The following is a 24,833-nucleotide window of genomic DNA, read 5'->3' on the forward strand; positions in this document are numbered from 1 at the left end:
TACCGCCAGCATCACGGTCGCCTGGCGATGAAGCGGCGCGTCCTGGCAGGCAGGGCTACCAAGTCACCCTGCCGCCGGTATCGAGCACCAGCAGCCATACGGTATTGGCTGGCAGCACCACCTGCTGCTGGAACAGCGCATCACCGGCATCGGGCTCAGCGGTATCCAGCACACGCAGCCAGCGGCCTGGCCGCAGATTGAACTCGGTGGCAACTGCCTCGGCGTTGATCAGCAGCAGGCAGCGGTCACGGGTCCCCTCCGGCCCCAGCTCCACCGCCAGGCTGAACTGCTCGCGGCCGTCCCACTCGGCTGGCGTCATCGCACGGCCTTCGGCATTGCGCCAGTCCACATCGCGGCGTTCGTAACCGCCGTGAGCCTCGGCGCTGAACCAGCGGCCATGGCGCAGTGCCGGATACTGGCGGCGCAAGGCCAGCAGCCTTGCCACATACGCTGCCTGGGCAAAGTCGATATGCTGCCAGTCCAGCCAGCTGATCGGGCCATCCTGGCAATAGGCGTTGTTATTGCCCTGCTGGGTGTGACCCATCTCATCCCCTGCCAGCAACATGGGCGTACCCTGGCTGAAGATCAGCGAGGCCAGCAGCGCCCGCTGCAAACGCCCCCTGATCTGCAGGATGCCGGGGTCATCAGAAGGCCCTTCCACGCCGCCGTTCCAGCTGTGGTTGTTGCCATGGCCATCTCGGTTTTCTTCGCCATTGGCCTCGTTATGCTTCTGGCTGTAGCTGACCAGATCACGCAGGTTGAAGCCATCGTGGGCGGTCAGGAAGTTGACACTGGCCCACGGCGGCCGGCCGCGTCGCTCGAACAGGTCACTACTGGCTGTCAGCCGCCGGGCATACTCGCCCCGGGTGGGGCCATGATGCAGCCAGAAGCTGCGCATGCTGTCGCGGTAGCGATCATTCCACTCCGCCCAGCCGGGCGGAAAGCCCCCTACCCGGTAGCCATCGGGGCCGATATCCCAGGGCTCGGCCACCAGTTTCAGGCGGCATAACAGGGGATCGGCCTGTATGGCAGCGAAGAAGCTGGACCAGGCCTCGAATGGCCCATGCATGCCACGCGCCAGTATGGGCGCCAGGTCAAAGCGGAAACCATCGACATGGCACTCCTGCGCCCAGAAGCGCAGGCTGTCCAACACCAACTGCAGGCAACGTGGCTCGGCCAGGTTGAGGGTATTGCCGCAGCCCGTCCAGTTCTCACAGTGGCCGTCTGGCGCCAGCCGGTAATAGCTGCGGTTGTCCAGCCCGCGCAGGTTGAATGCGGGCCCACCGACGCCCCCTTCAGCGGTGTGGTTGTAGACCACGTCCAGCAATACCTCGATGCCTGCAGCATGCAAGGCACGCACCGCCGACTTGAATTCCGTCACGGGGTCGCTGCCAGCGGCATAGCGCGCCTCTACCGCCATCAGTGCCACCGGGTTGTAGCCCCAATAGTTCACCATGCCACGGGCCAGCAAATGCCCCTCATCCGCGCAGGCCGCCACAGGCAGCAGTTCCACCGTGGTCACGCCCAGCCACTTGAGCCAGTCAATGCTGGCGGGGTGTGCCAGGCCGGCATAGCTGCCGCGCAATGCCTCCGGCACTGCCGGGTTCAGCCGGCTGAAACCCTTGACATGCAGTTCGTAGATCACCGTATCCGCCCAGGCTATCCCCGGCCGTCTGTCATCCTGCCAGTCAAAGGCATAGCTGCCGTAGTCGGGTGCATCAACCACGCCCTTGATCGCATGGGTGGCGTTGTCACGCGGGTCGGGCCGGCTAGGGTCGCCCGGCAGGTGATCGCAGAAATCCCCCTGCCCCGCATAGCGCCCGTGCAGGCGGCGGGCATAGGGGTCCAGCAGGAGTTTGGCCGGATTGTAGCGATGGCCGCGTTGCGGCATCCACAGGCCATGGGCACGAAAACCATAGATCAGGCCAGGCTCAGCCTCGGCCAGATAACCATGCCAGACGCCCGCATGGTGGCCGGGCAAGGGCAAGCGCGCCAATTCCCGGTGCCCTGCAGGGTCGAACAGACAGAGTTCGACACGGTCTGCGTTGAGCGCATAGACGGCAAAGTTCACCCCTGCGCCATCCCAGTAGCTGCCCAGGCGGAACGGATCTCCCGGTACCAGTCCAAGCGCCAGTGTCATGATGGCATCCAGCGAAAGAACTGGGTCGCCAGCGGCCCCAGCGTCAGCGCTACCGTATGGGTACGGCCATGGCCGGGCTGCGGCTCGCTATGGGCATCGCCATTGCCCACATCACTGCCGCCATAGTGGCGCGAATCGGTGTTCAGTATCTCTACCCAGCAACCGGCCTGCGGCACCCCCACCCGGTAACCGGTACGCACCTCGGGGGTAAAGTTGCATACCACCAGAACCATGCCGCCCTGCCCATCATGGCGGACAAAACTGAGCACCGAATTGGTCTGGTCGTCCCAGCATATCCACTCAAACCCAGCCGGATCGCAATCGAGCCTATGCAACGCCGTTTCCTGCCGATAGCAGCAGTTGAGATCCCTGACCAGGCGCTGCATGCCCGCATGCCGCTCATCCTCCAGCAGGTGCCAGTCCAGGCTGGCATCATGATTCCACTCCGCCTGCTGGGCAAACTCCCCCCCCATGAACAGCAGCTTCTTGCCCGGATGCGCCCACATATATCCCAGATAGGCACGCAGATTGGCGTAGCGCTGCCAGTCATCGCCCGGCATCTTGCCCAGCAGCGAGCCCTTGCCGTGGACGACTTCGTCGTGGGACAGCGGCAGCACATAGTTTTCGCTGAACGCGTAGGTCAGGACCAGACCCAGCTGGCCATGGTGATGACTGCGATGCACCGGCTCGCGCCGCATATAGTCCAGCGTGTCGTGCATCCAGCCCAGATTCCATTTGTAGTGAAAACCCAGGCCACCGTGCTCGGGCGGCCGGCTGACCTGCGGGAAAGCAGTGGATTCCTCGGCCAGGGTAATGGCCCCCGGCTCTGCCACGCCTACCCAGTGATTGGTCTGGCGCAGGAAAGCAATGGCCTCCAGGTTCTCCCGCCCGCCATGCACATTGGGCACCCACTCACCGTCGGCCCGGCTGTAGTCTCGGTAGAGCATGGAGGCCACCGCATCGACCCGCAGGCCATCCAGGCCGTACTGGCTGAGCCAGAACAGGGCATTGGCACTGAGGTAGTTGGCCACTTCCCGCCGGCCATAGTTGTAGATCAGGGTATGCCAATCGCGATGAAAGCCCTCGCGCGGATCGGCATGCTCATACAGATGCGTACCGTCGAAACAGGCCAAACCGTGCTCATCGGCCGGAAAATGCCCCGGCACCCAATCAAGCAGCACGCCCAGCCCTGCGGCGTGGGCGGTCTCCACAAAATGCCGGAAATCCGCAGGCGTGCCAAAGCGCGCACTGGGTGCATACAAACCGGTAGGCTGATACCCCCAGGAGCCATCGAAGGGATGCTCGCTGACCGGCAGCAGCTCGATATGGCTGAAACCCATCTCGCGCACATAGGGCACCAGCGTGTCGGCCAGTTCCCGGTAGCTGAGCCAGCCTCCATCGGCACGCCGACGCCAGGAGCCCAGATGCACCTCGTAAATACTGACAGGCTGATCCAGCCCCCCCTGCCGCTGCCGCGCTGGCAAAGCAGGGGGCAGTTTCGTCACCACCGAGGCATTGGCCGGACGCAGTTCGGCCGCGAACGCAAAGGGATCGGCCTTCTGCAGCGCCACACCGTCCCAATCAAGCACCTCGAACTTGTATTTCTCGCCTGCCGCCACGCCAGGCAGAAACAGCTCCCACACCCCACACTCGCGCCGCAGCCGCATGGGATGGGCCGCACCATTCCAGAAATTGAAATCCCCCACCACGCTGACCCGCTTGGCATTGGGCGCCCAGACAGAGAACAGGGTGCCATCGATGCCATCCAGGCATTGCGGATGGGCGCCCAAGGTCTGCCAGAGCTGGCGATGGCTGCCTTCCCCTATATGCCACATGGCATCGGCCGAGAGCTGCGGCGGAAAGCGGTAGGGATCGTCCAGCTCCAGCTGTACTGCCTGCCAGGCAACTCGCAAACGGTAGTGCGGCGGCAGGCTGGGCAAGCAACCGGCAAACAATCCACGCGCATCCAGCTGATCAAGCACCGCCAGGGGCGCCCCAAGGGCATCGGTCACCTCAACCCGGCAGGCCTCCGGCTGCCAGCTACGCAGCCATACCCCCGATTCGCCAGGATGGGGGCCCAGCACGGCAAAGGGGTCGCCATGCTCACCACGGCATATCGCCTCCACCACCCAGTGATCGAGCATCGCGCCCGTCATGCCAGCTCCCCAATTCAACGCCGCCAGATCGACGTCTCCTTATCCTAGATGGGATTGGGCATGTAGGCACGCCTGGGCAACTACTCACTGCGGATGGACTGTGGCCCGGCAAGGTGAGCGACGGACTTCAGAGCCGCCAACAAAACCTTTCTGGCGTTGTTGTGCAAGCTTGCCGTACCCACGTACTGTCTGCTGCGCGCACCAGCACTCGCACGTCCAGCCAGAACCGCTACGCTGGGTTTTGGTAGTCGCTGTTATAAGCAGATAGATCGATATCTTCAGGCAAGTCAGGGGCAGCCAGACACCGGCAGTAGCTGCAAGAATAATGCCCCCCGCACATAGCGCGGGGGGCAGGGATTGGTGCCCGGTACCATGGGCTCGTCCGGGCAGGAGCCACATCCGCCCAACGGCAGCGGAAACGTGCGCGGATTCTGCCCTTGCTTTGTTGCAGGCAGTTTGCAGGTACGGGTGTTTTGCCATGGGTCGGAATACCGCTCAACTTCGCGGCAATCCTGCCGATAAGTCAGGTACGGGGCAACTGCTCCGCCAGGAGCCCCGCCATGCTGATCCAGCTGTTTTGCCGAGCTGATATGCGCACCGTTGCCGAAGTTGCGGCCCAGTATCGGGCACTGGGCTACAGGGCTGAAACGTGCTGCAAGCGTGGGGTGTATTACCTGAAGCTGTGGCAGGATGAACCCGCAAGGCACCAAGGGCCGCATCCTGCGAGCCTGACGCGCCTGCAGAGCGGGTAGCAGAAAGCAAGAGGCCGGACAGTTGTCCGGCCTCTTGTCTTAGAGCCTGCTATGGACGCCAGCCATAGCTGGCAGGCAACGCACGGAGCAGATACCTACCCCTCGACGCATCCTGGCTTGGACTCAGCCCGCAAAACGCGGGGTGGGCCGAGCCAGGTAGAACCATTCCTGCCCTGCCTGCGCCCGGGCGTTCGGGAACAGGATGTAGCCCTCACAATCGGCCTTGACTGGCGTGCCATCGTGGCGTGTGCCAATCAAATCGCCTGCGGACAACCGGTCAAAGCTGGACCAGCCATGGGCAAAGGCATCGTCCGGGTGGGCACGATCTATCACTTCATAGATATGTAGCGCCTCGACCTCAGCGACAGGCTGGGGCGCTGTGGCGGCAATCAGCCCCAAATGGGCCAGGGTGTTGTATATGGCCTGGTAGGCCACCTCAGGTGCTTGCGGGTCGTCGTGCTGGCCGCACTCCAGGGTAAGGGCATAGCCGCCCTGGGCGCGCATATATTCGGTGGTACCCACGCCATAGCGTGCATCGGCATTCAATAGCTGGCTACGGCTGGCGCCCGGCCCCATGGCTGCGCGGCGGCGTTCCACGCCTCGTGCGTAGGTGCTCAGCCAGCCATCCACCAACCGCCCTACCCCCAGCCGCAGTGCCAATGCCTCTTCCGCAGCGGCATGGGCAAAGGGTTCCAGCGTGCCGGTATTGTCTTCAGGCCCCACCATGGCAAACGGGCGCCCCTGTGCCTGGAAGGAATGCAGATCCAGCAGCACGTCGTGTTCTGCCAGCAGGGGGCACAGCCAGTTGGCAATATGGTCTTCAAACTCGACCGGCTGATCGGTAGGGCACAGATTGCGGTTGAGATTGCGATCGCCCATGCGCTGCTTGCGCTCATAGGCCAGCGGGTTGGTTATCGGCACCAGCGTCAGCTTGCCTGCCAGCAGTTGCACCGCACCGCTGTCCAGCTCTGCCATCAGGCGGGTGATGCCCTGGGTGCCGCAGATTTCATTGCCATGAACCGCCCCCAGCACGATCAGACGAGGGCCCGGCTGCAAGCCGGCATAAGTGACGGATTTGAACTGTTGCATGGGTAGGCTGGTCAGGCGAAAAGGGAAAACAAGTATAAGCCGCACCGCACAATGCTGTTGGCATAAACCAACAAATATGCGCAGGTGTGATTTCCCTCACAGCATTCTACTAATGCTATAGGCATAATGGCGCCGCTTTAAGGTGGCTTCCAGCACCTCAGGCTCCATGCAAAACCAAGCTCGAACGGCCAATTTCGACACAGCATAGCTTTGATATGCAAGGAGAAACTGCCTTAAACAGCGCCGTATTGCGACAAAACCGGGGCGCTGAAAGCGCTCTTATGGGTGGCCATCCCCAAGATCAACATGCCGCCCGCTTTATCCCGCCAGGACCAGACCGCATGAAATTCGATAGCCTTCAGCATCTCAGCACCCAAGCCACCCTGCCGCATCGCCTGATGGGCGATACCCCTTCGGCACAAGTGGCCAGCATGATGGCGCATGGCTTGTGGCATCAGCTGCAACTACGCCGTGATGGCACGCTGTGGGCGTCGGGCGATAACCGCTATGGCCAGCTTGGCGATGGTAGCCGCCAGGATCAGCGCCGGCCGGTGCTGGTGGGGCGCAACTTCTGCGCCATTGCGGCGGGGCGCTTCCATAGCTTGGGTCTGAAGCGCGACGGTAGCCTTTGGGCTTGGGGCTACAATGGCGACGGTCAGTTGGGTGATGGTAGCTTGGTCGACCAGGCTCGGCCGGTACAGATAGCCCGTGGCTGCATGGCCATTGCCGCTGGCGCCTTGCACTCCTTGCTGCTGAAGCACGATGGCACGCTCTGGGCCTGGGGCCACAACGGCCAGGGCCAATTGGGCCATACCGTGGATGCCAAGCAGGCACTGCCCACGCCCATGGGCCACGGTTACCGTGAAATCGCTACGACTGACTACCAGAGCATGGCACTTCACCATAGCGGCCAGCTGATACGCTGGGGTGTCACCCCTGGCGAAGAATCCGAAGACGGCAGCTTAGGCACCTCGCGCGTCCAGTACGACGATATCAGCCTGGGGGACGAAACCTGCTTTCTGCAGGCAGCCCAGCTGATGGCTCAGGCCGCGCCGGCCTATCAATTACCCCGTTAAGGACTTCTCTGGCCTTACCATCGTGCCCCTTGCCCACAGGGAAGCCACACGGCGCTAGTCGCCCGCCATCGGCTCTGGATGGATAGACAATATGATGGGGATAGTCGTACCGTGCCCTGCTTCGCTACGGTATATGATCTGTCCGAGGTGTCGCTGGATGGATTTCTGGCCGGCTGCCGTAGTCATCGCCCGCCGTTGCCTTGTGCTTGATACTGCTGTGGGCGATGCTCAGCGCGTTGTCTACGCCCTGGGCAGCGTTGTCGCAAGCTCAGCTATAACCCGAAACTGCTTTGCTTGGTAGGCATGTCCGAAGCAGACATCGCTAATGTGACCAGCCCCGTCGGTGAGTGCTCGATCGCATCAGTGACTAACCATGGTCAACGCGTTTTCGCTGGTGGCTTAAGCAACCACAACCAGCACCTGCCCATCGCTCCAAGGCTTGGTCAGGGACTTGTAGATCGCACCATGATGCATCGACTCGGTAACTGGCCTCTGGCCAGTGTCGCCTGACAGGAGAGTGCGCACGGTAGCGGGATACAACTCGTTGACCCGGTTAAGGAATTCGGTGCCGTTCAACGTCGGCATATGCTGATCTGCCAACATGACGTCACCAAGGATCTGGTTAGCTTCAGCTATTCGGTCTTCAACGATTTTCGCGCCCCAGTGAGGGCCATTGGCGCCTTTGCTGCCCTGCTCAACACAGAGCGCCAGCGCCTGCTCGGCATAGTGCGCAGCTAAGCCAGCCGCATGGGCTACCTGATAGACGATCTGCTGGCCTTCTCCCAATTGGGGCGGCAGGCCACGCAGCTGGCGCCGCTGACTACCCCGGCACAGGCGTAGGATTAGCCTTGGCACAACGCATCATCAATTGCCACAACGGCACAATGTGGGCGGACAGCACCCAGGGTGAGGGCGCCAGGCTCTATTTCACCCTACCGCGCAGCCATTGAATATCTTGCAGGAGCAGCAGCATGGAAGAGGATGAGCAAATACACATACTGCTGGCAGAGGACAACCAGCCGGACGCCAAGCTGACCATGTACGGGCTGCGCAGCACCAGCGCCAATACCATTATGGGCAGGAAGTCCTGGGCTACCTGTTCCGCGAGGGCGAACACCAGCATCTGGACGCAGCCATGCCCGGCTTGATATTGCTGGACCTGAAGATGCCCAGGGTAAGCGGCGCCGAAGTGCAACTACAGGCCAAGGCCGACAGCCGCACCCGCCGTATCCCCGTGGTGGTCATGACTTCCTCACGCGCAAAGTCGGATATCCTGCGCAGTTACGACTTGGGGGCCAGCAGCTATGTGGTAAAGCCGGTCGATTTCGACGGTATCAGCGATGTGGCCAAGCAGGCCGGCTTTTACTGAATGGTGGTGAATCGGCATTTGCAGCGGTGATGGCTGGGCGGGCGCCGGGCATTGCCCGCTGGCATAACTGGGGGCTGCTCTGGCTATGTGCGTACTGTTTTTGCTAATTATCAATGCGACTTGAAAGCAATGGATTTTCACCTTCTGCAATTAATGATAGAAAATGCAGCCAAACAAGCCTTCGATGGTGTTCGCTTGCGTTACCCCGACCAAAAATTCTGCGGTTACGCTCTGTATTCCGACCCGGATGCCATCACAATTTGCCCTGCGGTAAATTCTCTTGAAAACCTAGAGAAACTCGTTGCCGGCGACCCAGGAGATGCAGTCTATTACAGATGGAGCCCTGGCGAGTGGGATCACGAGTTCGAGGGTGCCGAACACTTCCAAGATATATGTAGAATATTGCAGGAAGAAGCACGTTGCAGTCATTCAACTGAAGCACGCAAGAGACTTAAGGAGGAAATTTATGAAGCCTGCGTGCTTGCATTGGAAAACATGAAAATTCAGGGGTACTTTTACACTGGCAACGACCCCATTGCTGTGGTTTTCACCGTCAGAGGAGGAGAGACACAAAGCGAAATAGATTGGATTGGAAAATTAAACACCAGCGAATCACTTAATGAGTTTATTCGATGGTCCGACCCCAATACATAGGTCATTTCCTTGCCGCACAAAAAAACCGTTCTTCAGGCCCGTGAACTTCCTTGCTGAAACACATGGCTCACCTGTCAAAAATTTCAACTCAAGAGGCAGCAAATATGAGTATGTGGCCTAGCCTCAATACTATTCGGTTAGATTGCTATCGCGATAATCGCTATCCACGACGACAGAGGCTGGATTGCACTGCAGCCATGTTTGAGCTCAAGTTGATTCATCCACGGCAGCATCCGTTGAAACCAATCTAATCGAACAGACTTGAGACCTGCCCCGTGATCCCTCAAGTTCCTTGAGTGACTTTAAAACAAATATGCAGCCGCGGCCTGAAAAGTGGATTTATGATAGTCCATAAAGCATTACAATCTGGATTTCATGAATAAATGAGAGGATGATTATGGCCAGGAAAGACTACTCTGATGAAGATGAGTACTACACCCAAGGTTTTGAGCGTGAAGGTGTTGTATCAATCTGGATCGGTTTACTCGGTGATGAAATAGACACGGGCTCAGATGTCTTACAGGACTTGTGTGGTGTCGGCCATTACCGCCTTGATGATCAAGAAATTAATAGCTTCGATTTTGAAACGACTGGGATTGATAGATTGCTAGGCGATTTATCTTATTCAAGGTCGTTTCTTGCGCATGCGGTTGAGGCTGCAAGTAAGAAGGGATTGAGTGAAGCCAAATGGGTGACAGCGCAATACAACTTCGAATATGATCCTTCTCTAGTTTGTAGGCCGGTTGCTGTAGACCCCATTTTTATCGGGAGTTTCACATACTCTGAGGATGAGTAACCTGTAGCCCCAGACAGTGTCTCTACAACTCTGCGCCTTGAGAAGTTTTGCAACTCGAAAACAATTGGCCTGCTTCCTGCAACAAGAGAACCAGCCTTTAATCAAATTTGGATTATGTTGTGGGGTCAAGGGCAAAATCCTATGCAATTGAGCACACCTTCCACTTACTTCGAAAGGACGACCAAATGCAACCACACGGAATGCTTGCAGAAAAAATCGATTACCTGGAAAGGGCCATCTTTTTTGGAAACTTGGACCTATTGAAAGGAAAGAAATGTCCAATATGCAGACAAGGTAAGTTGCTTTATAGCGTTACCAAGAATCTCATTAACACCGAAGCTAAGCCAGGGCGGCGATATAAGGGATCGGTAAATATATACTGCACGGGTCTTTGCAATACCATGATTACGCATGCGAACGCATTCATCCCTGCTTGGGCGGAAACTATCTCTAATTGGGATGAGCTATCTGACTCTTTGGCTTAATGGGTGCCGAGCAAGCTCAAGCAGCGGTTGGGCTTGCTGTTCCAAACAAGAATGCTCGCGCAGCAAAACACCATGCGGGCCTTTGCTATCCCGAGTCTACCGGGATGACTATCGGTCCCAATCAGTCCATCAACGCTGAAACCCGCTTGCCAGCCCGTACGCAACGCCACAAAGCAGAAAGGGGCTACGTTTTCACGTAACCCCTTGAGTTTCTGGTGCCGACAACCGGAATCGAACTGGTGACCTGCTGATTACAAGGCAGCTGCTCTACCAACTGAGCTATGTCGGCACAGGGGGCGAATTATACCGATCTATCAGCTTTTGCGAAGATCTTTCGACAGAAAAAATGCATCCGAGAAGAACTCGTCGGCCGGCAGGCCACGGCCGGTGAAGCTGCCGTGGGCGGCTTCCACCATCACTGGAGCGCCGCAGGCGTAGACCTGGTAGCCCGCCAGGTCGGCAAAGTCGTGCAGCACGGCCTCGTGCACAAAGCCGGTACGGCCATGCCAGGCATCTTCAGGCTTGGGCTCGGACAGCACCGGGATAAAGGTGAAGTTGGGCATCTCGGCCTGCCACTGGCCTGCCAGCTCGGGCATGTAGAGGTCGTCCAGCGTGCGGGCGCCCCAGTAGAGGATCATCTCGCGCTGGATGTTCTTCTTGATGGCGTATTCGACGATGCTCTTGATGGGCGCGAAGCCGGTGCCGCTGGCCAGGAAGATGATGGGCTTGTCCGACTCTTCACGCAGGAAGAAGGAACCCAGTGGGCCGGTGAAACGCAATATCTCGCGCTCGCGCATCGAGTTGTGGACGTACTCGGAGAATTCGCCACCGGGCACCAGCCGCACATGCAGTTGCAGGTAGTCTTCGGTGTGGGGTGGGTTGGCCAGCGAGAAGCTGCGCTTCTTGCCGTCCTTGGTATGGATGTCGATGTACTGGCCGGCCAGGAACTGCAGGCGCTCATTGGTAGGCAGCTTGAGCGAGAGCACGGCCACATCGTGCGATACCCGGTCTATCTTCTCTACCCGGCACGGCAGGGTACGGATCTGGATATCCTTGGTGGCCTGGATTTCGCGGCATTCGATCACCACGTCGCCTTGCGGTTCTGCACAGCAGAACAGAGCCAGGCCTTGGGCTTCTTCGGTCTTGTTGAGTGCCGAGCCGGAGTGCTCGCGATGGCTGATCTCACCCTGCAACACGCGGCCCTTGCAGGCGCCGCAGGCGCCGTTGCGGCAGCCGTAAGGCATATTGAAGCCGACGCGCATGGCGGCATCCAGCAGGGTTTCGCCTTCTTCTACGGTAATTTGCTGCTTGCTCGGTTCGATGGTGAGCTGATGCGACATGTTGATTCCTGCTGGCGCACACGGTACGGCTACAATCGCACCATGCGTAAAAGAAGACTATTGATCGTGGGTTGCGGCGACGTGATGCAGCGGGCCTTGCCCTGGCTGACAGCACGTTTCCGTGTCTATGCCTTGTGCCGTGGTACCGAGCAGGCCCTGCGGCTGCGCAGTCAGGGCGTGGTGCCGGTGCACGGTGACCTGGACCAGCGCCACAGCCTGCAACGCCTGGCTGGGCTGGCCGAGTATGTGCTGCATAGTGCCCCGCCACCCAATACCGGCAACAACGACCCGCGCAGCATGCGATTGGCCGCAATGCTCGCGCAAGGCGCGATTCTACCACGGGGGCTGTGCTACATCAGTACCAGCGGGGTATATGGCGATTGTGGCGGCGCACTGTTAAGCGAAAGCCAGCCCTGCCGGCCCGAATCCGCCCGTGCCTGGCGCCGGGTTGCGGCGGAGACCTTGCTCCGGCGCTATGGCCGGCGCAGTGCTTGCCGGGTAAGCATACTGCGCGCCCCTGGCATCTATGCGGCAGACCGGCTACCGCTGGAACGCCTGCAAAAGGGCACTGCCGCACTGCGGCCGGAAGACGATGGCTACAGCAACCATATCCATGCCGATGATCTGGCCCACGCCGCCTGCCTGGCCTTGTTCCGTGGCCGCCAGGGCCGCGTCTACCACGCTTGCGACGATAGCCGCTGGAAGATGGGGGAGTGGTTTGACAAGGTAGCCGATACCTATAGTCTGCCCCGACCACCTCGGCTATCGCGTGCCGAGGCAGAACAGCAGGTTTCGCCGGCGTTGTGGTCGTTCATGCGGGAATCACGCCAGCTGAGCAACCAACGGCTGCGCAAGGAATTACGATTGCGGCTGGCCTACCCTACGCCGCAAACCCTGCTCAACCGGCTGGGCGATCAGGCGGCCGAGTAATCAGTTGCGCAGCAGCTGATGGCGCTCGCGCTCCAGTTGCGCAATATAGCGCTGGAGCAGGTTTTCGGTCTGCCGGGGCAGATCGACAAAGCGAGTGCCCAACATGGTCTGCACGGTGCCGTCCCGTTTGGTGACCTGGCGCTTGCTGCGTATCTCTATGGTCAGTTCCACCATGCCAAAGGTGCCAAGGTCGACGCGGCAGCCGGGGAACACATCCAGCTGCTCCACTTCGACCTGACCTTGCATCCACAGCCCCATGCCGCCGATGGAGATATCGTGCAGTGGGAGATCCAGCACTCGGCCATTGGGGTGGCGCAGCTTGCACAGCAGCGGCTTGCCTATGGGGGTATCGAGCCGGAAATACTCGCGCCGCTGCAGCTTGATCAGATCATTGGGGAAGCTGGCTTCAAAAGCCGGGCGCTCGTCGTAATCAACCAGCGAGATGCCGCCATCGAGCACAAACTGGATGCGAACGCCCTCGGGCGCTGCGGCAAATACAATGTGATCGGCACGCAGCAGCGAGCGGTTGATGGCCTCTACCCCGCAGATGTCGAACCAAAAGCGCTGCTGCTTGGTGTCGCACTCCAGGATGGCGGACAAGAAGGAGAACTGGCCGTGATCGAAGTACACCGAGACCAGATCACCCTTTTGCGCCAGCGAACGAAGCACGAAACCGATTTCTACCGGCGTACGCAGCAGAAAGCTGCTGACGTCCACGCCTTCTGGAATCAGCGCAACGGGTGCCTTGCCTTCCTGAGAGGGGTTGTTTTCCGCTTCCGCCACAGTGTTTGGGAGCCTGTTTATATATTGATGATTTCGGGATTTTGCCACAGCCGGCGCGGCATCCACACTAGCGCGATGTTATCCACAGCCCAAAGTCCGGCACTACATCGACCCATTTTTACAACAATAGACCAATGTCATGAGAAAACACCTTTGCCCCTGCACCATAGCTGACAAACAGGCGCAACTTGCCTTCCCTGTCCAGAATATAGCTGCCCGCGCTGTGGTCTACGGTGTAATTTGTCGCATCGGTGCCATTCCGCTGAAAAACAATGCGGAATCGGTCGGTCACCGCCCGAATTTCCGCCGTGCTGCCGCGCAATCCCAAAAAGTCGGGATGAAAGGCCGGCACGTACTGGCTCAGCAGCGCCTGGGTGTCCCGCTCCGGGTCCACCGTCACGAATAACACCTGCACCTGCTTGGCCTTGTCGCCCAGTTGCGCCATGGCCGCCTTCAGCTCACTCATGGTGGTGGGGCAGACATCGGGGCAATGGGTGTAGCCGAAGAACATCACCACCACCTTGCCCTTGAACTCCTCCAGCCGACGTTGCTTGCCATGGTGATCGGTCAGCGCAAACGGGCCGCCTATGGGGGCGCCGGTCACGTCGGTGGAGAGGAAGGCCGGCTTGGGTGCCTCGCTGCAAGCAGTGAGCGCCAGGCAGGTAGTCAGCAGCAGGGTACCCAGAGTACGCAGGGATATCATCGTAGCGGGATGTGCAGATAGTGATCCACCAACAGCGCGGCAAACAGCAGCGAGAGGTAGAGGATGGAATAACGGAAGGTGCTGCGTGACAACTCATCGGTATAGCTGCGCCAGATGCGCCAGGCGTAGACCAGGAAGATGGCATCGAGTATCAGGGTGGACACCAGATAGATGCCGCCACCCATCCCGGTGGCCACGGGCAGCAGGGTGACTGCCGTCAGTATCAGCGTGTAGAGCAGCACATGCAGCCGGGTGAAGGCTTCACCGTGGGTGACGGGCAGCATGGGCAGCCCGGCACGGGCATAGTCGTCGCGCCGATAGAGCGCCAAGGCCCAGAAGTGAGGTGGGGTCCAGGCGAAGATGATGAGGAAAAGTATCATCGCATCATGGCTGACTTCACCCGTGACTGCCGCCCAGCCCAATATCGGTGGCATGGCGCCCGATGCCCCGCCTATCACGATGTTCTGCGGGGTGCTGGGCTTGAGCACAACCGTATAGATGATGGCGTAGCCGACAAAGGTCGCCAGGGTCAGCCACATGGTGAGTGGATTGGCCCATTGGTGCAGCACAAACAAGCCTATGCCACCAACCACCAGGGCAAAGCCCAGTGTCTGGCCGCTGGTCACCTGCCCACGCGGCAGGGGGCGAGCCCGGGTGCGGGCCATCAGGGCGTCAATCTTCTGCTCCACCAGGCAATTGATGGCCGCAGCGGCACCGGCCACCAGGGCAATGCCTATGGTAGCGGCCAGCACGGGCAGCCAGGGCGGCAGGGTGGGGGTCGCCAGAAACATGCCTATGACCGCACAGAAGACGATCAGGGCCACCACCCTGGGTTTGGCCAGGGCAAGGAATTCACGCAGCCGGGCTTTCAGGCCCAGTGGCGGTTTGGTCAGGGTCACGGCACTCATCACATTTCTCCTGCGCTTTGCCCTTAGCGGCACTGCGCCAGCCGGTAATTCAGCACCACCATCAGCAGCAGCAGCATGGCAGCGCCAGCATTGTGCAGCACGGCAACCGACAGCGGCAGATGGAAGACCACATTGCTGATACCCAGGCCTACCTGCACCAGCAACATGCCAGCAATGGCGAGCGCTAGGCTACGCAAAACACCCTGTGCGTACAAGCGCCAGCTCAGTATGCCAATAAAACAGAAGGTCACCAGCGCCCCCAACCTGTGCAGCCAGTGTATGGCGGTCAAGTTGGCCATGCTCAGCAACTCCCCTTCCGGTGTCTGGCCCAGCTCGCGCAGCACATGGAAGGCATCACGGAAATCCATCTGCGGCACCAGGGCACCTTGGCATGTGGGGAAGTCGGTGCAGACGACGGCGGCGTAGTTGGTGCTAACCCAACCGCCCAGGATGATCTGGCAGGTCACTACCAACAGGCCGACAAAGGCGGCCAGGCGGAATCCGCCTGCACGCTCTACCCTGGCCCAGTCCCGCTGCCGCAAGGCTAGCCAGGTCAGCATGGCCACCAGGGTCATGCCACCGATCAGGTGGCTGGTGACGATGGCGGGCTTGAGCAGCTTGGTCACCGTCCACATGCCCAGCGCGCCCTGGAAGCACACCACGAAGAAGATGGAAACCGCCAGCAGGGGCGATTGCCGCAGACGATCGCGATGCTTGACGGCCATCACGGCCAGCACCAGCACCAGCAGACCCAGGGCGCTGGCCAGATAGCGATGCACCATCTCTTTCCAGGCCTTGGCCATGCTGACCGGACCATGGGGTGCTTCGGCATGTGCCGCCAGTATCTCGTCCACCGCATGTATCGGTGTGGCCTTGCCATAGCAGCCGGGCCAATCGGGGCAGCCCAGACCGGCATCAGATAAGCGCACATAGGCGCCCAGCACCACCACGCAAAGCGTCCAGACGACGGCCAGGAGAGTGAGTTTACGAAACATGATCAACCCAGGTTCTCATTGTTCTTCAGGAACTTGCCCACTTCCTTGATCACCCGTACCGGGTCGGCGGTACGTGGATAGCGGATCACTTGGTTGCCCAGCGGATCGATCAGGTAGTAGCCGGTGGCCACGTCGCCCTGCAAGGGAATCGCCTCCAGTGCGCGCACCGTGCGGGCACCATCAGCAGCGGCCACTGCCTGCTTTGACGGCGCGGCGGCATCGGTCACCAGCCACAGCCGTTCTACCCTATCCATGAACTTGCCTTGCGCCATGCGTATCTGGCGCAGGGCATGCAGATCTTTCTGGCAGGCTTGCTGGCAGTCGCCGCTGGCGGCCATGACCAGCACCCAGCGCCCTTTCAGATCAGCCAGCGCTGCCGGCTTGCCGTCCAGCCCTGCTTGCCGGAACGCCGGCACCGGGCCAACCTTGAGCAACTCGCCATAGGTCTTGCCGCCCTCGGGCCGCCAGACGTAATAAGCGAGGTAGGAAGCCAGCACCGGTGCGATGGTAATGGCGATCAGGGCAAACAGTATCCAGCGGCCGTTGCGCTTGGGTTGAGTGGCAGCATTCATGTGTTACGGCGCTTCCAGTGCAAGATAAAAAACAGAACAACGGCCAGGGCCGCAAACAGAAACCACTGGCCTGCATAGGCGTAGTGCTTCTCCACGCCAAAATCCACGGCTGGCCAATCACGGGCCAGTGCATCACTCTCACCTAATTGCTGCGCCAGTGCCGGCACCACCGATGCCGGCACCAGCTTGCGGTAGCGTGCCCAGTCCAGATTCTGCCAGACCACGCCACCAGCCTGATCTGCCGACAGCTCCACATACTGCTGCTGGGGTGGCTGCAGGCGTATCTGCAACACCACGGGCCCCGCCGGTAGCGGTGCCTGTGGCTGTACCCCTGGCACCTTGGGCAGCCAGCCCCGATTGACCAGCAACAGGCGACCATCCGCCAGTTGCAGCGGTGCCAGGGCATGGAACCCTGCCCTGCCCTTGTGTATCCGGTTGTCCAGGAATATCTGGCCGCTGGCCAGCCACGCGCCTTCGACCTGATAGCGCCTTTGCCATGCGGCCTCACCCAGCTCGCCCCGCCAGGGCAGCAGTGCCAATTGGTCCATGGCCTGCTGTCGCTCCGCCAGCGCCTGTTTGTGCTGCCCCCGCCCCAGTTGCCAATAGCCCAGACGCAAGGTCAGCGCCACAAACAGCAAGGTAGCGATGATGATCAGCAGGCGGGGACGACGCAAGGGCATGGCAAGAAGCAGACGGGGATGGCGATAGGGTTGGATACCGAGGGGTGACTGGGCATAAACTCGGGTTTTTCCCGCTTGCGCCCTACATCATGAAAATCATTGTCGTGCTGATGATACTTGGCATCCTGTTTGCACTGGGTAGCGCCATGTTCTCGCTGATACGCAGCAAGGACAGCTCCAAACGTACCGTCAAGGCGCTGACCCTGCGCATTAGCCTGTCGGTCGCCCTGTTCCTATTCCTGATGCTGTCGTACCGCCTGGGCTGGATACAGCCACACGGCGTGTACTGAGCCAGTAAGCGCGGCCAACCGCAACCGGCTGGCGCTGCAGCTGGCCTTTACAAACAAAATGGTGCAGCCTGCGCTGCACCATTTTTACGCCTTGCGGCAGGCCTTATAGCCAGTACACGAATACAAACAGGATCAGCCACACCACGTCCACGAAGTGCCAGTACCAGGCGGCAGCTTCGAAGGCGAAGTGGTGCTCGGCGGTGAAGTGACCCTTGACCGAGCGGAAATACATGACTGCCAGCATCAGCGCGCCGATGAACACATGCATGCCGTGGAAGCCCGTCATCATGTAGAACGAAGCGCCATACACGCCGGAGGCCATGGTCAGGCCCAAATCGCCCCAGGCGTGGGCGTATTCATAGACCTGCAGGCCCAGGAACAAGGCGCCCAGCAATACGGTGAGCAGCAGGCCCAGCTTGAGCTGGCCACGCTTGTTTTCCATCATGCCCCAGTGCGCCCAGGTGAGGGTCACGCCGGAAGTCAGCAGGATCAGGGTGTTCCAGGCCGGCAAGCCCCACGGGCCCATCACCTGGTAGGGTTCGGTGCCATTGGGCGCGACGGACATGGGCCACATGGCCTTGAAATCGGGCCACAGTATCTTGTGTTCCATATTGCCCAGCTCGGGCACCGAGATACTGCGCAGGTAGTAGAGGGTGCCGAAAAAGGCGGCGAAGAACATCACCTCAGAAAATATGAACCAGCCCATGCCCCAGCGGAAGGAGATATCAACCCGCTTGGAGTAGACACCGCCTTCGGACTCGCGGATCACGTCACCAAACCAGCCGAACAGCATCCACAGCAGAATGGCGATGCCGATGGCCAGCGGCACCCAGGAGAACGGCACCGAGTTGACTAGCAAGGCGGCGCCCAGGCCGATGCCGAACAGCGCAACGGCGCCCTTGAATGGCCACCAGGACGGCGCGGGTACGAAATAATCAGGCTGCTGCGTTGTTGCCATGTTGTCTGCTCCCTTTTCGGTCTTGCGTGTCCGCCGCTACTGCGCCGGCACGATGCTTTTTACCAGGATGATCAGGCCGGCGATCAAGACTGCGGCACAGATCAGTGCGGCCAGAATGATCTGGACCGGCTTGAGTTTCTGCAGATCTTCCTTGGAATCCTTGCCTCGCCGTATGCCGGTAAAGGCAGCCAGCACGGCGCCTACGGCGCGCAGGGGATTCATGCTGGACTTCTCTTGCTCACGCATGTTCTAGGCTGCCGGTTGGGCCGTGCCGGCCACTTCAAAGAAGCTGTACGACAGGGTGATGGTATGGATGTCCTCAGGCAGGCTGGGATCAATCACGAACACCACCGGCATGCGGCGCTTCTCACCGGCCGCAAATTGCTGCTTGCTGAAGCAGAAGCACTCCAGCTTGTTGAAGTATTCACCAGCCCGCTTGGGGCCATAGCTGGGTATGGCCTGCGCCACGATGGGGCGGGGTCCGTTGTTCTCGATATCGTAGACCACCTGCACCATCTGGCCCGGATGCACCTGCAGCTTGCGCTGCTCCGGCGCAAAGCGCCAGGGCAGGTCGGCCCGCAGGTTGGCATCCAGTTCCACCGTCACCGTCCGGCTGGCCACCACCTGGGTGTTTTCCACCTTGTCGGGGCGCAACAGGTTGTTGATGCCCGTGGCTTCGCAGATCTGGTCATAGAACGGCACCAGTGCAAAACCGAAGCCGAACATGCCAACGGCAATCACGATCAGCTTGGCCATCAATCGGCGGTTATCGGACTGCAGCGTATCCATCAACAGGCCTTATTGACCAAACAACCATAAACGGGCGGCAAAGCCGAGACATAGCACCACCGCAACGCTAGCTAGCACCACGGCGGTACGCAGATTCTTGCCAGCCATGCTTAGTGCAACTGCTGCTGGGCGGCGAGCTTATCAACCAGCTCACGCGACGGCGGTTGCTCCCAGGTATGGAACGGCGCCGGCGACGGTACTTCCCACTCCAGGGTATTGCCGCCTTCCCATGGCTTGGCCGGTGCAGGGCCGGCACCACCACGGATGGTGGGCAGCAGCACAGCAAACAGGAAGTAAATCTGGGCGATACCGAAAGCAAAGGCGCCAACCGAAGCCAGGGCATTGAATTCGGTGAACTGCACGGCATAGTCGGGGATACGACGGGGCATGCCAGCCAAGCCCAGGAAGTGCATGGGGAAGAAGGTCACGTTGAAGGCGATCATCGACCACCAGAAGTGAATCTTGCCTCGGGTCTCGGAGTACATGAAGCCGGTCCACTTCGGCAGCCAGTAGTACACGGCGGCAAACAGCGAGAACAGTGCGCCGGCGACCAGCACATAGTGGAAGTGGGCCACCACGTAGTAGGTGTCATGCAACTGGATGTCCACTGCGGCAATCGACAGCACCACACCGGAGAAGCCGCCCATGGTGAACAGGCAGACGAAGCCGATGGCAAACAGCATGGGGGTCTCGAATGTCATCGAGCCCTTCCACATGGTGGCGATCCAGTTGAACACCTTCACGCCGGTAGGCACCGCGATCAGGGTAGTGGCGTACATGAAGAACAGCTGGGCCGTTACCGGCATACCCACGGAGTACATGTGGTGCGCCCACACCATGAACGACAGGATGGCGATGGACGAGGTGGCGTACACCATGGAGTGGTAGCCGAACAGGGTCTTGCGGGCGAAGGTGGGGATCACCTGGCTGACCACGCCGAATGCGGGCAGCGCCATGATGTACACCTCGGGGTGGCCGAAGAACCAGAAGATGTGCTGGTACAGCACTGGATCACCACCGCCGGCAGCATTGAAGAAGCTGGTGCCGAAGTGACGGTCGGTCAGCACCATGGTCACGGCACCAGCCAGCACGGGCATCACGGCAATCAACAGGTAGGCGGTGATCAGCGAAGTCCACACGAACATCGGCATCTTCATCATGGTCATGCCGGGGGCACGCATATTGAGGATGGTGGTGATGATGTTGATCGCGCCCATGATGGACGAGATACCCATGATGTGGATGGCGAAGATGGTCAGGTCCATGCCCATGCCCATCTGCGTGGACAGCGGGGCATACAGGGTCCAGCCTGCGGCAGCGGCCCCCCCTGGCACGGCAAAGCTGATCATCAGCAGCAAGGCCGCTGGTGGCAGTAGCCAGAACGACCAGTTGTTCATGCGGGCGAACGCCATGTCGGGCGCGCCTATCATCAGCGGAATCATCCAGTTAGCCAGGCCGGTAAAGGCCGGCATGATGGCGCCGAACACCATGATCAGGCCATGCAGGGTGGTGAACTGGTTGAACAGCTCAGGCCGGACGAACTGCAGGCCCGGGCTGAACAGCTCAGCCCGGATACACAGTGCCATCACGCCGCCGGTGAGGAACATGATGAAGGCAAACCACATGTACAGCGTGCCGATGTCCTTGTGGTTGGTCGCTGCCAGCCAGCGGGTCAGGCCGTGTGGATGGTGATCGTGGTGATCATCGCCGTGGGCGTGATCAGGCGTGTGAACGGTAGTGGTCATATCTTGTCCTCGCTCTGTGCTGCCGTCACATGCTACGGGCGGCTTTGATCTCGGCAGGCTGGATCAGCTCGCCGGTCTTGTTGCCCCAGCTATTGCGGGTAAAGGTAATCGCCGCAGCGATTTCGGTATCGGACAGGGTCTTTTCCCATGCCGGCATGGCGCCCTTGCCCTTCAGCAGCAGATGCACCTGATCAGCCTTGGGGCCCACCACCATCTTGGAGCCATCCAGCGCCGGGAAGGCGCCCTGGCCCTTGCCGTTAGCCTGGTGGCAGATGGCACAGTTGCTGTCGTAGACCTTCTGGCCACGCGCCACCATCTCGGGCAGCGTCCAGACCTTGTTCGGGTCGTCCTGGTTGGCTGCCATCAGCTTCTTCTGCTCGCCCACCCAGGCATCGTACTTCTCTTGCGAAACCACATTCACCACGATGGGCATGAAGCCATGGTCCTTGCCGCACAGCTCTACACACTGACCACGGTACACGCCTTCCTTCTCGGCCTTGAACCAGGTGTCACGTATATAGCCGGGGATGGCATCCTGCTTAACCGCGAAGGCCGGCACCCACCAGGAGTGGATCACATCATTGGCAGTCAGCAGCAGACGTACGCGCTTGCCCACCGGCACCACAACGGGGTTATCCACTTCCAGCATGTAGTCGGCATTGCGTACCGGCTTCTGGCCTTCGTAGTTCTCGTACTGTTCTTGCGGGGTAGCCAGGCGGCTGTGGAAGCTGATGCCCTCGTCGAGGTAGTCATAGCCCCACTTCCACTGGTAGCCGGTGACCTTGATGGTCATGTCGGCACCACGGGTGTCCTTCTGGGCAATGATGACCTTGGTGGCAGGCCAGGCCATGGCCACCAGGATCAGCGCCGGGATAATGGTCCAGACGATTTCCACTGTGGTGCTTTCGTGGAAATTGGCGGCCTTGTGGCCCGCTGCCTTGCGGTGCTTGAAGATGGAGTAAAACATCGCTCCAAATACCACCACGAAGATGACCGAGCAGATCACCAACAGGAAGGTATGGAGGTCATATACCTCTTCACCGAGTTTGGTAACAGGTGTCTGCAGATTGAGCTTGTAGTCTGCCAAGGCAGATAGGCTGGTGCCGAGCGCCAGCGCTGCAAACGACCAGGATGCGCGTTTTTTCATGTTGTCCCCATGACGGAACGCCCACGGATGCAGGCGTCTTTTCCCTCTGCGCCGGTGTTCCGGCGTCGTGTCTGTTTCGCGGCATGTCTTGATGACGATCAAGGCATGTGGCAAAAAGTCGCACGTATGCTAGCAGAGCTGTCGGGGCGGCTCAACGGCAGTTCAGGGCCGAAGTCCTTATTTGATAAGCATTTTGAGCTCGAATCCGAGCATTTGCTCTTGATTCGACTCGGCTTTTTGCCCGGCAGAGAAATTAGGGATCACCCCAAGGCAAGGGGCCGCAATGTGTTGCGTTAAATAGGCAAGATTGTCCTCGCGCGCCCGCATGGCCGGATCCACGCAGTTTGCCACCCAGCCTGCCAACGGCAAGCCCCGTGCCGCAATGGCTGCCACCGTCAGCATGGCGTGGTTCAGGCAACCCAGTCGCAGGCCCACCACCAGGATCACAGGCAGCCCCAGCCTGACGGCCAGGTCCGCCATGGTATGGCTGTCGTCCAGCGGCGCCAGCCAGCCCCCTGCCCCCTCCACCAGCACCAGTTCTGCCTGCCCTTGCAGTTGCTGGTAGCGTGCCTGTATCAGGCCGATATCGATCGCCACACCCGCGCCGCGTGCCGCCAGATGCGGCGAAACAGGCGGCACAAAGGCATAGGGATTGGTCAGCGCACGGGGCGCCACCACATTGCCGGCGGCCTCATGGGCCAGCACATCTTCATTATCCAACCCGCCATGCGGCCCCGGCACGCAGCCTGAGGCAACCGGCTTCATGCCAACCGCCTGCACGCCGCCCGCCACAGCCGCGCGCAGCAGGTGGCAAGTGGCAACCGTCTTGCCTACCTCGGTGTCGGTGCCGGTAATGAAATAGCCATGGGCCATATCGACCTCAGGTCTTGGGGCGGGGACGGAACTCGATGACCTGACGGCCATCAGCCAGTTGCGGCTTGGCTTGCGGCTTCCAGGCGTGACCATAGACCACCTCATAGGTGGCCGGCAGCTTGCCATCACGGCGCATCTGCTCATAGGCGGCCTCGGCACGGGCAAAGGCCTGCTTGCCCATCAGGCCGCGGCTACGCCCCATGGCCACATTATGGGCACCGATGGCTTTCAGATCTCGCATCACGCTGCGGACGTCGGCATAGGTCAGCACGATCTTTTCCATATCCATGACGGGCGCAGAAAAACCTGCATGACTCAGGGCATCGCCCAGATCGTGCATATCGATAAAGCGGTTAACGTGGGGCTTGTCATCCACCTGACCAAAAGACTGTTTCAGTTCCAGCAGGGTATCCGGCCCGAATGTACTGAACATCAGCAGGCCCTCCGGCCGCAGCACACGATGGCACTCACGGAATGCCGCATCGGGCTCGTTCAGCCATTGCATGGCCAGACTGCTCCACACCAGGTCTACCGAATCATTGGCCAGCGGCAGGGACTCCAGATCGGCGCAGACCTGCCAATGACGCTTGCCGAATACCTTGCCCAGCAAGCCAATCCGGCCTGCCGCCACCTTGAGCATGGCCATGGCCAGATCCAGCTCGATCAGCCTGGCATCGGGATAGCGGCCACGCAGCTTGGGGCCGGCATAACCCGTACCACAGCCAGCATCAAGCATCTGTGCCGGCGCCAGCTTGACCAGCTCCAGCCGCTCGAACATACGATCGGCCACTTCGCGCTGCAGCACCGCCGCGCCATCGTAGGTGCGTGCCGAACGCTCAAAGGCACGGCGTACCTGCGATTTATCGGTATAGAAACTTTCCATGGGCACTGCCACCCTCAATCCATCAGGCCCGTGCAGCCATGCGGCTATGCACCAGCTTGATCAACATGGGCAAAAGGGAGAGCACCACCACCACCACCACCATCAGCGACAGATTATTCTTGATGAAAGGCACGTGGCCAAACTGGTAGCCCAACGTCACCAGCGAACCCACCCAGGCCAAGGTGCCCACCACGCTGAAGAACAGGAATTTGCCGTAGGCCATATGGGCCATACCCGCCACGAAGGGCGCAAAGGTTCGGACAATGGGTAGGAATCGGGCCATGGCCACGGTCTTGCCGCCATGGCGCTGATAGAACTCCTTGGTGCGCTCCAGGTAATCCCGCCGGAATATCTTGGACGACGGATTGCTGAACAGGCGCTCGCCAGCCCTGCGCCCTATCACATAGTTGACGCTGTCACCCAGTATGGCCGCCACGATCAGGCACCCACCCAGCAGGAAGGGATCCATATCGCCCTGTGCCGCCACCGCCCCCGCCACAAACAGCAGCGAATCGCCCGGCAGGAAGGGCATGACGACCAGCCCGGTCTCGCAGAAGATGACCAGGAACAGGATGACGTAGATCCAGGGGCCGTACTGCGACACCATCATGGCCAGAAATTGGTCCAGATGGAGAATGATGTCTATCAGGTTGAAATCCAAGGCTACATCCCGGCAGGTGAATCAGGGCCTTGCCCTAGGCAAAGACCAGCAAGCAGTCG

Annotated in this window: 27 protein-coding genes and 1 tRNA gene; 7 read left to right on the plus strand and 21 right to left on the minus strand. The window is 60.1% G+C overall.

Features of this window, described 5'->3' with window-relative positions; genetic code table 11:
• Positions 1-55: 55 nt before the first annotated feature.
• The 3 genes from glgX to QQK16_RS01360 all read right to left on the minus strand — a co-directional run bounded on the left by glgX (position 56) and on the right by QQK16_RS01360 (position 6,137).
• Positions 56-2,140, minus strand: a complete 2,085-nt coding sequence (gene glgX, locus QQK16_RS01350) for a glycogen debranching protein GlgX (protein ID WP_284194630.1) — start codon at positions 2,138-2,140, stop codon at positions 56-58.
• A complete protein-coding gene (gene glgB / locus QQK16_RS01355) occupies positions 2,137-4,296 on the minus strand; it encodes a 1,4-alpha-glucan branching protein GlgB (RefSeq protein ID WP_284194631.1) in 2,160 nt (719 codons plus the stop codon). The genes glgX and glgB overlap by 4 nt, the downstream gene beginning before the upstream one ends.
• 875 nt (positions 4,297-5,171) lie before the next feature.
• A complete protein-coding gene (locus tag QQK16_RS01360) occupies positions 5,172-6,137 on the minus strand; it encodes a succinylglutamate desuccinylase/aspartoacylase domain-containing protein (RefSeq protein WP_284194632.1) in 966 nt (321 codons plus the stop codon).
• 341 nt (positions 6,138-6,478) lie between these two features.
• Here QQK16_RS01360 and QQK16_RS01365 point away from each other — a divergent pair, with 341 nt between their 5' ends.
• Positions 6,479-7,213 carry an RCC1 domain-containing protein gene (locus QQK16_RS01365; protein WP_284194633.1) on the plus strand — a complete coding sequence of 245 codons (735 nt, stop codon included), beginning with the start codon at positions 6,479-6,481 and terminating at the stop codon, positions 7,211-7,213.
• 399 nt (positions 7,214-7,612) lie between these two features.
• Here the strand turns inward: QQK16_RS01365 and QQK16_RS01370 are convergent, their stop codons facing one another.
• Positions 7,613-7,999: a hypothetical protein gene (locus QQK16_RS01370; RefSeq protein ID WP_284194634.1), complete on the minus strand. Its 387-nt coding sequence runs from the start codon at positions 7,997-7,999 to the stop codon at positions 7,613-7,615.
• A 62-nt stretch (positions 8,000-8,061) separates the two neighbouring features.
• On the opposite strand from QQK16_RS01370, the gene QQK16_RS21270 reads away from it, so the two are divergent.
• Positions 8,062-8,163, plus strand: a complete 102-nt coding sequence (locus QQK16_RS21270) for a hypothetical protein (protein WP_284194635.1) — start codon at positions 8,062-8,064, stop codon at positions 8,161-8,163.
• Here QQK16_RS21270 and QQK16_RS01380 read toward each other — a convergent pair.
• On the minus strand, positions 8,136-8,336 hold the full coding sequence (locus QQK16_RS01380; protein WP_284195796.1) for a hypothetical protein: 201 nt from the start codon (positions 8,334-8,336) through the stop codon (positions 8,136-8,138). The two genes, QQK16_RS21270 and QQK16_RS01380, sit on opposite strands and share 28 nt — an antisense overlap.
• 12 nt (positions 8,337-8,348) lie before the next feature.
• Here QQK16_RS01380 and QQK16_RS01385 point away from each other — a divergent pair, with 12 nt between their 5' ends.
• From QQK16_RS01385 to QQK16_RS01395, 3 genes are all read left to right on the plus strand, one after another.
• Positions 8,349-8,582, plus strand: coding sequence for a response regulator (locus tag QQK16_RS01385; RefSeq protein WP_284194636.1), 234 nt, complete (start codon positions 8,349-8,351; stop codon positions 8,580-8,582).
• A 129-nt stretch (positions 8,583-8,711) separates the two neighbouring features.
• Complete coding sequence (locus QQK16_RS01390; RefSeq protein WP_284195777.1) at positions 8,712-9,236, plus strand: DUF4303 domain-containing protein; 525 nt, start codon at positions 8,712-8,714, stop codon at positions 9,234-9,236.
• Between the two features lie 397 nt (positions 9,237-9,633).
• The gene (locus tag QQK16_RS01395; protein WP_284194637.1) at positions 9,634-10,032 is read left to right on the plus strand and encodes an immunity 22 family protein; all 399 of its coding nucleotides are present in this window, start codon (positions 9,634-9,636) and stop codon (positions 10,030-10,032) included.
• 698 nt (positions 10,033-10,730) lie between these two features.
• Here the strand turns inward: QQK16_RS01395 and QQK16_RS01400 are convergent.
• A tRNA-Thr gene (locus QQK16_RS01400) sits at positions 10,731-10,806 on the minus strand.
• A gap of 25 nt (positions 10,807-10,831) precedes the next feature.
• On the minus strand, positions 10,832-11,857 hold the full coding sequence (locus QQK16_RS01405; RefSeq protein ID WP_284194638.1) for a CDP-6-deoxy-delta-3,4-glucoseen reductase: 1,026 nt from the start codon (positions 11,855-11,857) through the stop codon (positions 10,832-10,834).
• A 42-nt stretch (positions 11,858-11,899) separates the two neighbouring features.
• Here QQK16_RS01405 and QQK16_RS01410 point away from each other — a divergent pair, with 42 nt between their 5' ends.
• The gene (locus tag QQK16_RS01410) at positions 11,900-12,787 is read left to right on the plus strand and encodes an NAD-dependent epimerase/dehydratase family protein (protein WP_284194639.1); all 888 of its coding nucleotides are present in this window, start codon (positions 11,900-11,902) and stop codon (positions 12,785-12,787) included.
• On the opposite strand, the gene QQK16_RS01415 is transcribed toward QQK16_RS01410, so the two are convergent.
• The 6 genes from QQK16_RS01415 to QQK16_RS01440 all read right to left on the minus strand — a co-directional run bounded on the left by QQK16_RS01415 (position 12,788) and on the right by QQK16_RS01440 (position 17,428).
• Complete coding sequence (locus tag QQK16_RS01415) at positions 12,788-13,570, minus strand: flagellar brake protein (protein ID WP_284194640.1); 783 nt, start codon at positions 13,568-13,570, stop codon at positions 12,788-12,790.
• 118 nt (positions 13,571-13,688) lie between these two features.
• A complete protein-coding gene (locus tag QQK16_RS01420; protein WP_284194641.1) occupies positions 13,689-14,273 on the minus strand; it encodes an SCO family protein in 585 nt (194 codons plus the stop codon).
• Positions 14,270-15,181 carry a heme o synthase gene (gene cyoE, locus QQK16_RS01425; protein ID WP_284194642.1) on the minus strand — a complete coding sequence of 304 codons (912 nt, stop codon included), beginning with the start codon at positions 15,179-15,181 and terminating at the stop codon, positions 14,270-14,272. Before cyoE ends, QQK16_RS01420 begins: the two co-directional genes overlap by 4 nt.
• Before the next feature lie 23 nt (positions 15,182-15,204).
• Positions 15,205-16,176, minus strand: coding sequence for a COX15/CtaA family protein (locus QQK16_RS01430; RefSeq protein ID WP_284194643.1), 972 nt, complete (start codon positions 16,174-16,176; stop codon positions 15,205-15,207).
• A 2-nt stretch (positions 16,177-16,178) separates the two neighbouring features.
• The gene (locus QQK16_RS01435) at positions 16,179-16,748 is read right to left on the minus strand and encodes a cytochrome C oxidase subunit I (RefSeq protein ID WP_284194644.1); all 570 of its coding nucleotides are present in this window, start codon (positions 16,746-16,748) and stop codon (positions 16,179-16,181) included.
• Positions 16,745-17,428, minus strand: a complete 684-nt coding sequence (locus QQK16_RS01440; RefSeq protein WP_284194645.1) for an SURF1 family protein — start codon at positions 17,426-17,428, stop codon at positions 16,745-16,747. The genes QQK16_RS01435 and QQK16_RS01440 overlap by 4 nt, the downstream gene beginning before the upstream one ends.
• Before the next feature lie 89 nt (positions 17,429-17,517).
• Here QQK16_RS01440 and QQK16_RS01445 point away from each other — a divergent pair, with 89 nt between their 5' ends.
• Positions 17,518-17,718 (plus strand): twin transmembrane helix small protein, encoded by a 201-nt coding sequence (locus QQK16_RS01445; RefSeq protein ID WP_284194646.1) that lies wholly within the window; start codon positions 17,518-17,520, stop codon positions 17,716-17,718.
• Between the two features lie 103 nt (positions 17,719-17,821).
• On the opposite strand, the gene QQK16_RS01450 is transcribed toward QQK16_RS01445, so the two are convergent.
• From QQK16_RS01450 to QQK16_RS01485, 8 genes are all read right to left on the minus strand, one after another.
• Positions 17,822-18,676: a cytochrome c oxidase subunit 3 gene (locus tag QQK16_RS01450; protein ID WP_284194647.1), complete on the minus strand. Its 855-nt coding sequence runs from the start codon at positions 18,674-18,676 to the stop codon at positions 17,822-17,824.
• A gap of 36 nt (positions 18,677-18,712) precedes the next feature.
• Complete coding sequence (locus tag QQK16_RS01455; protein WP_284194648.1) at positions 18,713-18,898, minus strand: DUF2970 domain-containing protein; 186 nt, start codon at positions 18,896-18,898, stop codon at positions 18,713-18,715.
• A gap of 27 nt (positions 18,899-18,925) precedes the next feature.
• Positions 18,926-19,465, minus strand: coding sequence for a cytochrome c oxidase assembly protein (locus QQK16_RS01460; RefSeq protein WP_284194649.1), 540 nt, complete (start codon positions 19,463-19,465; stop codon positions 18,926-18,928).
• Between the two features lie 110 nt (positions 19,466-19,575).
• On the minus strand, positions 19,576-21,210 hold the full coding sequence (gene ctaD, locus QQK16_RS01465; RefSeq protein ID WP_284194650.1) for a cytochrome c oxidase subunit I: 1,635 nt from the start codon (positions 21,208-21,210) through the stop codon (positions 19,576-19,578).
• A gap of 25 nt (positions 21,211-21,235) precedes the next feature.
• Entirely contained in the window at positions 21,236-22,357 is a 1,122-nt protein-coding gene (coxB, locus tag QQK16_RS01470; protein ID WP_284194651.1) for a cytochrome c oxidase subunit II, read from the minus strand.
• A 177-nt stretch (positions 22,358-22,534) separates the two neighbouring features.
• Positions 22,535-23,230: a dethiobiotin synthase gene (gene bioD / locus QQK16_RS01475; protein WP_284194652.1), complete on the minus strand. Its 696-nt coding sequence runs from the start codon at positions 23,228-23,230 to the stop codon at positions 22,535-22,537.
• A gap of 7 nt (positions 23,231-23,237) precedes the next feature.
• Entirely contained in the window at positions 23,238-24,113 is an 876-nt protein-coding gene (gene bioC / locus QQK16_RS01480) for a malonyl-ACP O-methyltransferase BioC (protein ID WP_284194653.1), read from the minus strand.
• A 22-nt stretch (positions 24,114-24,135) separates the two neighbouring features.
• Positions 24,136-24,774 carry a DedA family protein gene (locus QQK16_RS01485; protein WP_284194654.1) on the minus strand — a complete coding sequence of 213 codons (639 nt, stop codon included), beginning with the start codon at positions 24,772-24,774 and terminating at the stop codon, positions 24,136-24,138.
• Between the last annotated feature and the right edge of the window lie 59 nt (positions 24,775-24,833).

This window comes from Chitinimonas prasina, assembly GCF_030160395.1.
Classification (GTDB): domain Bacteria; phylum Pseudomonadota; class Gammaproteobacteria; order Burkholderiales; family Chitinimonadaceae; genus Chitinimonas; species Chitinimonas prasina.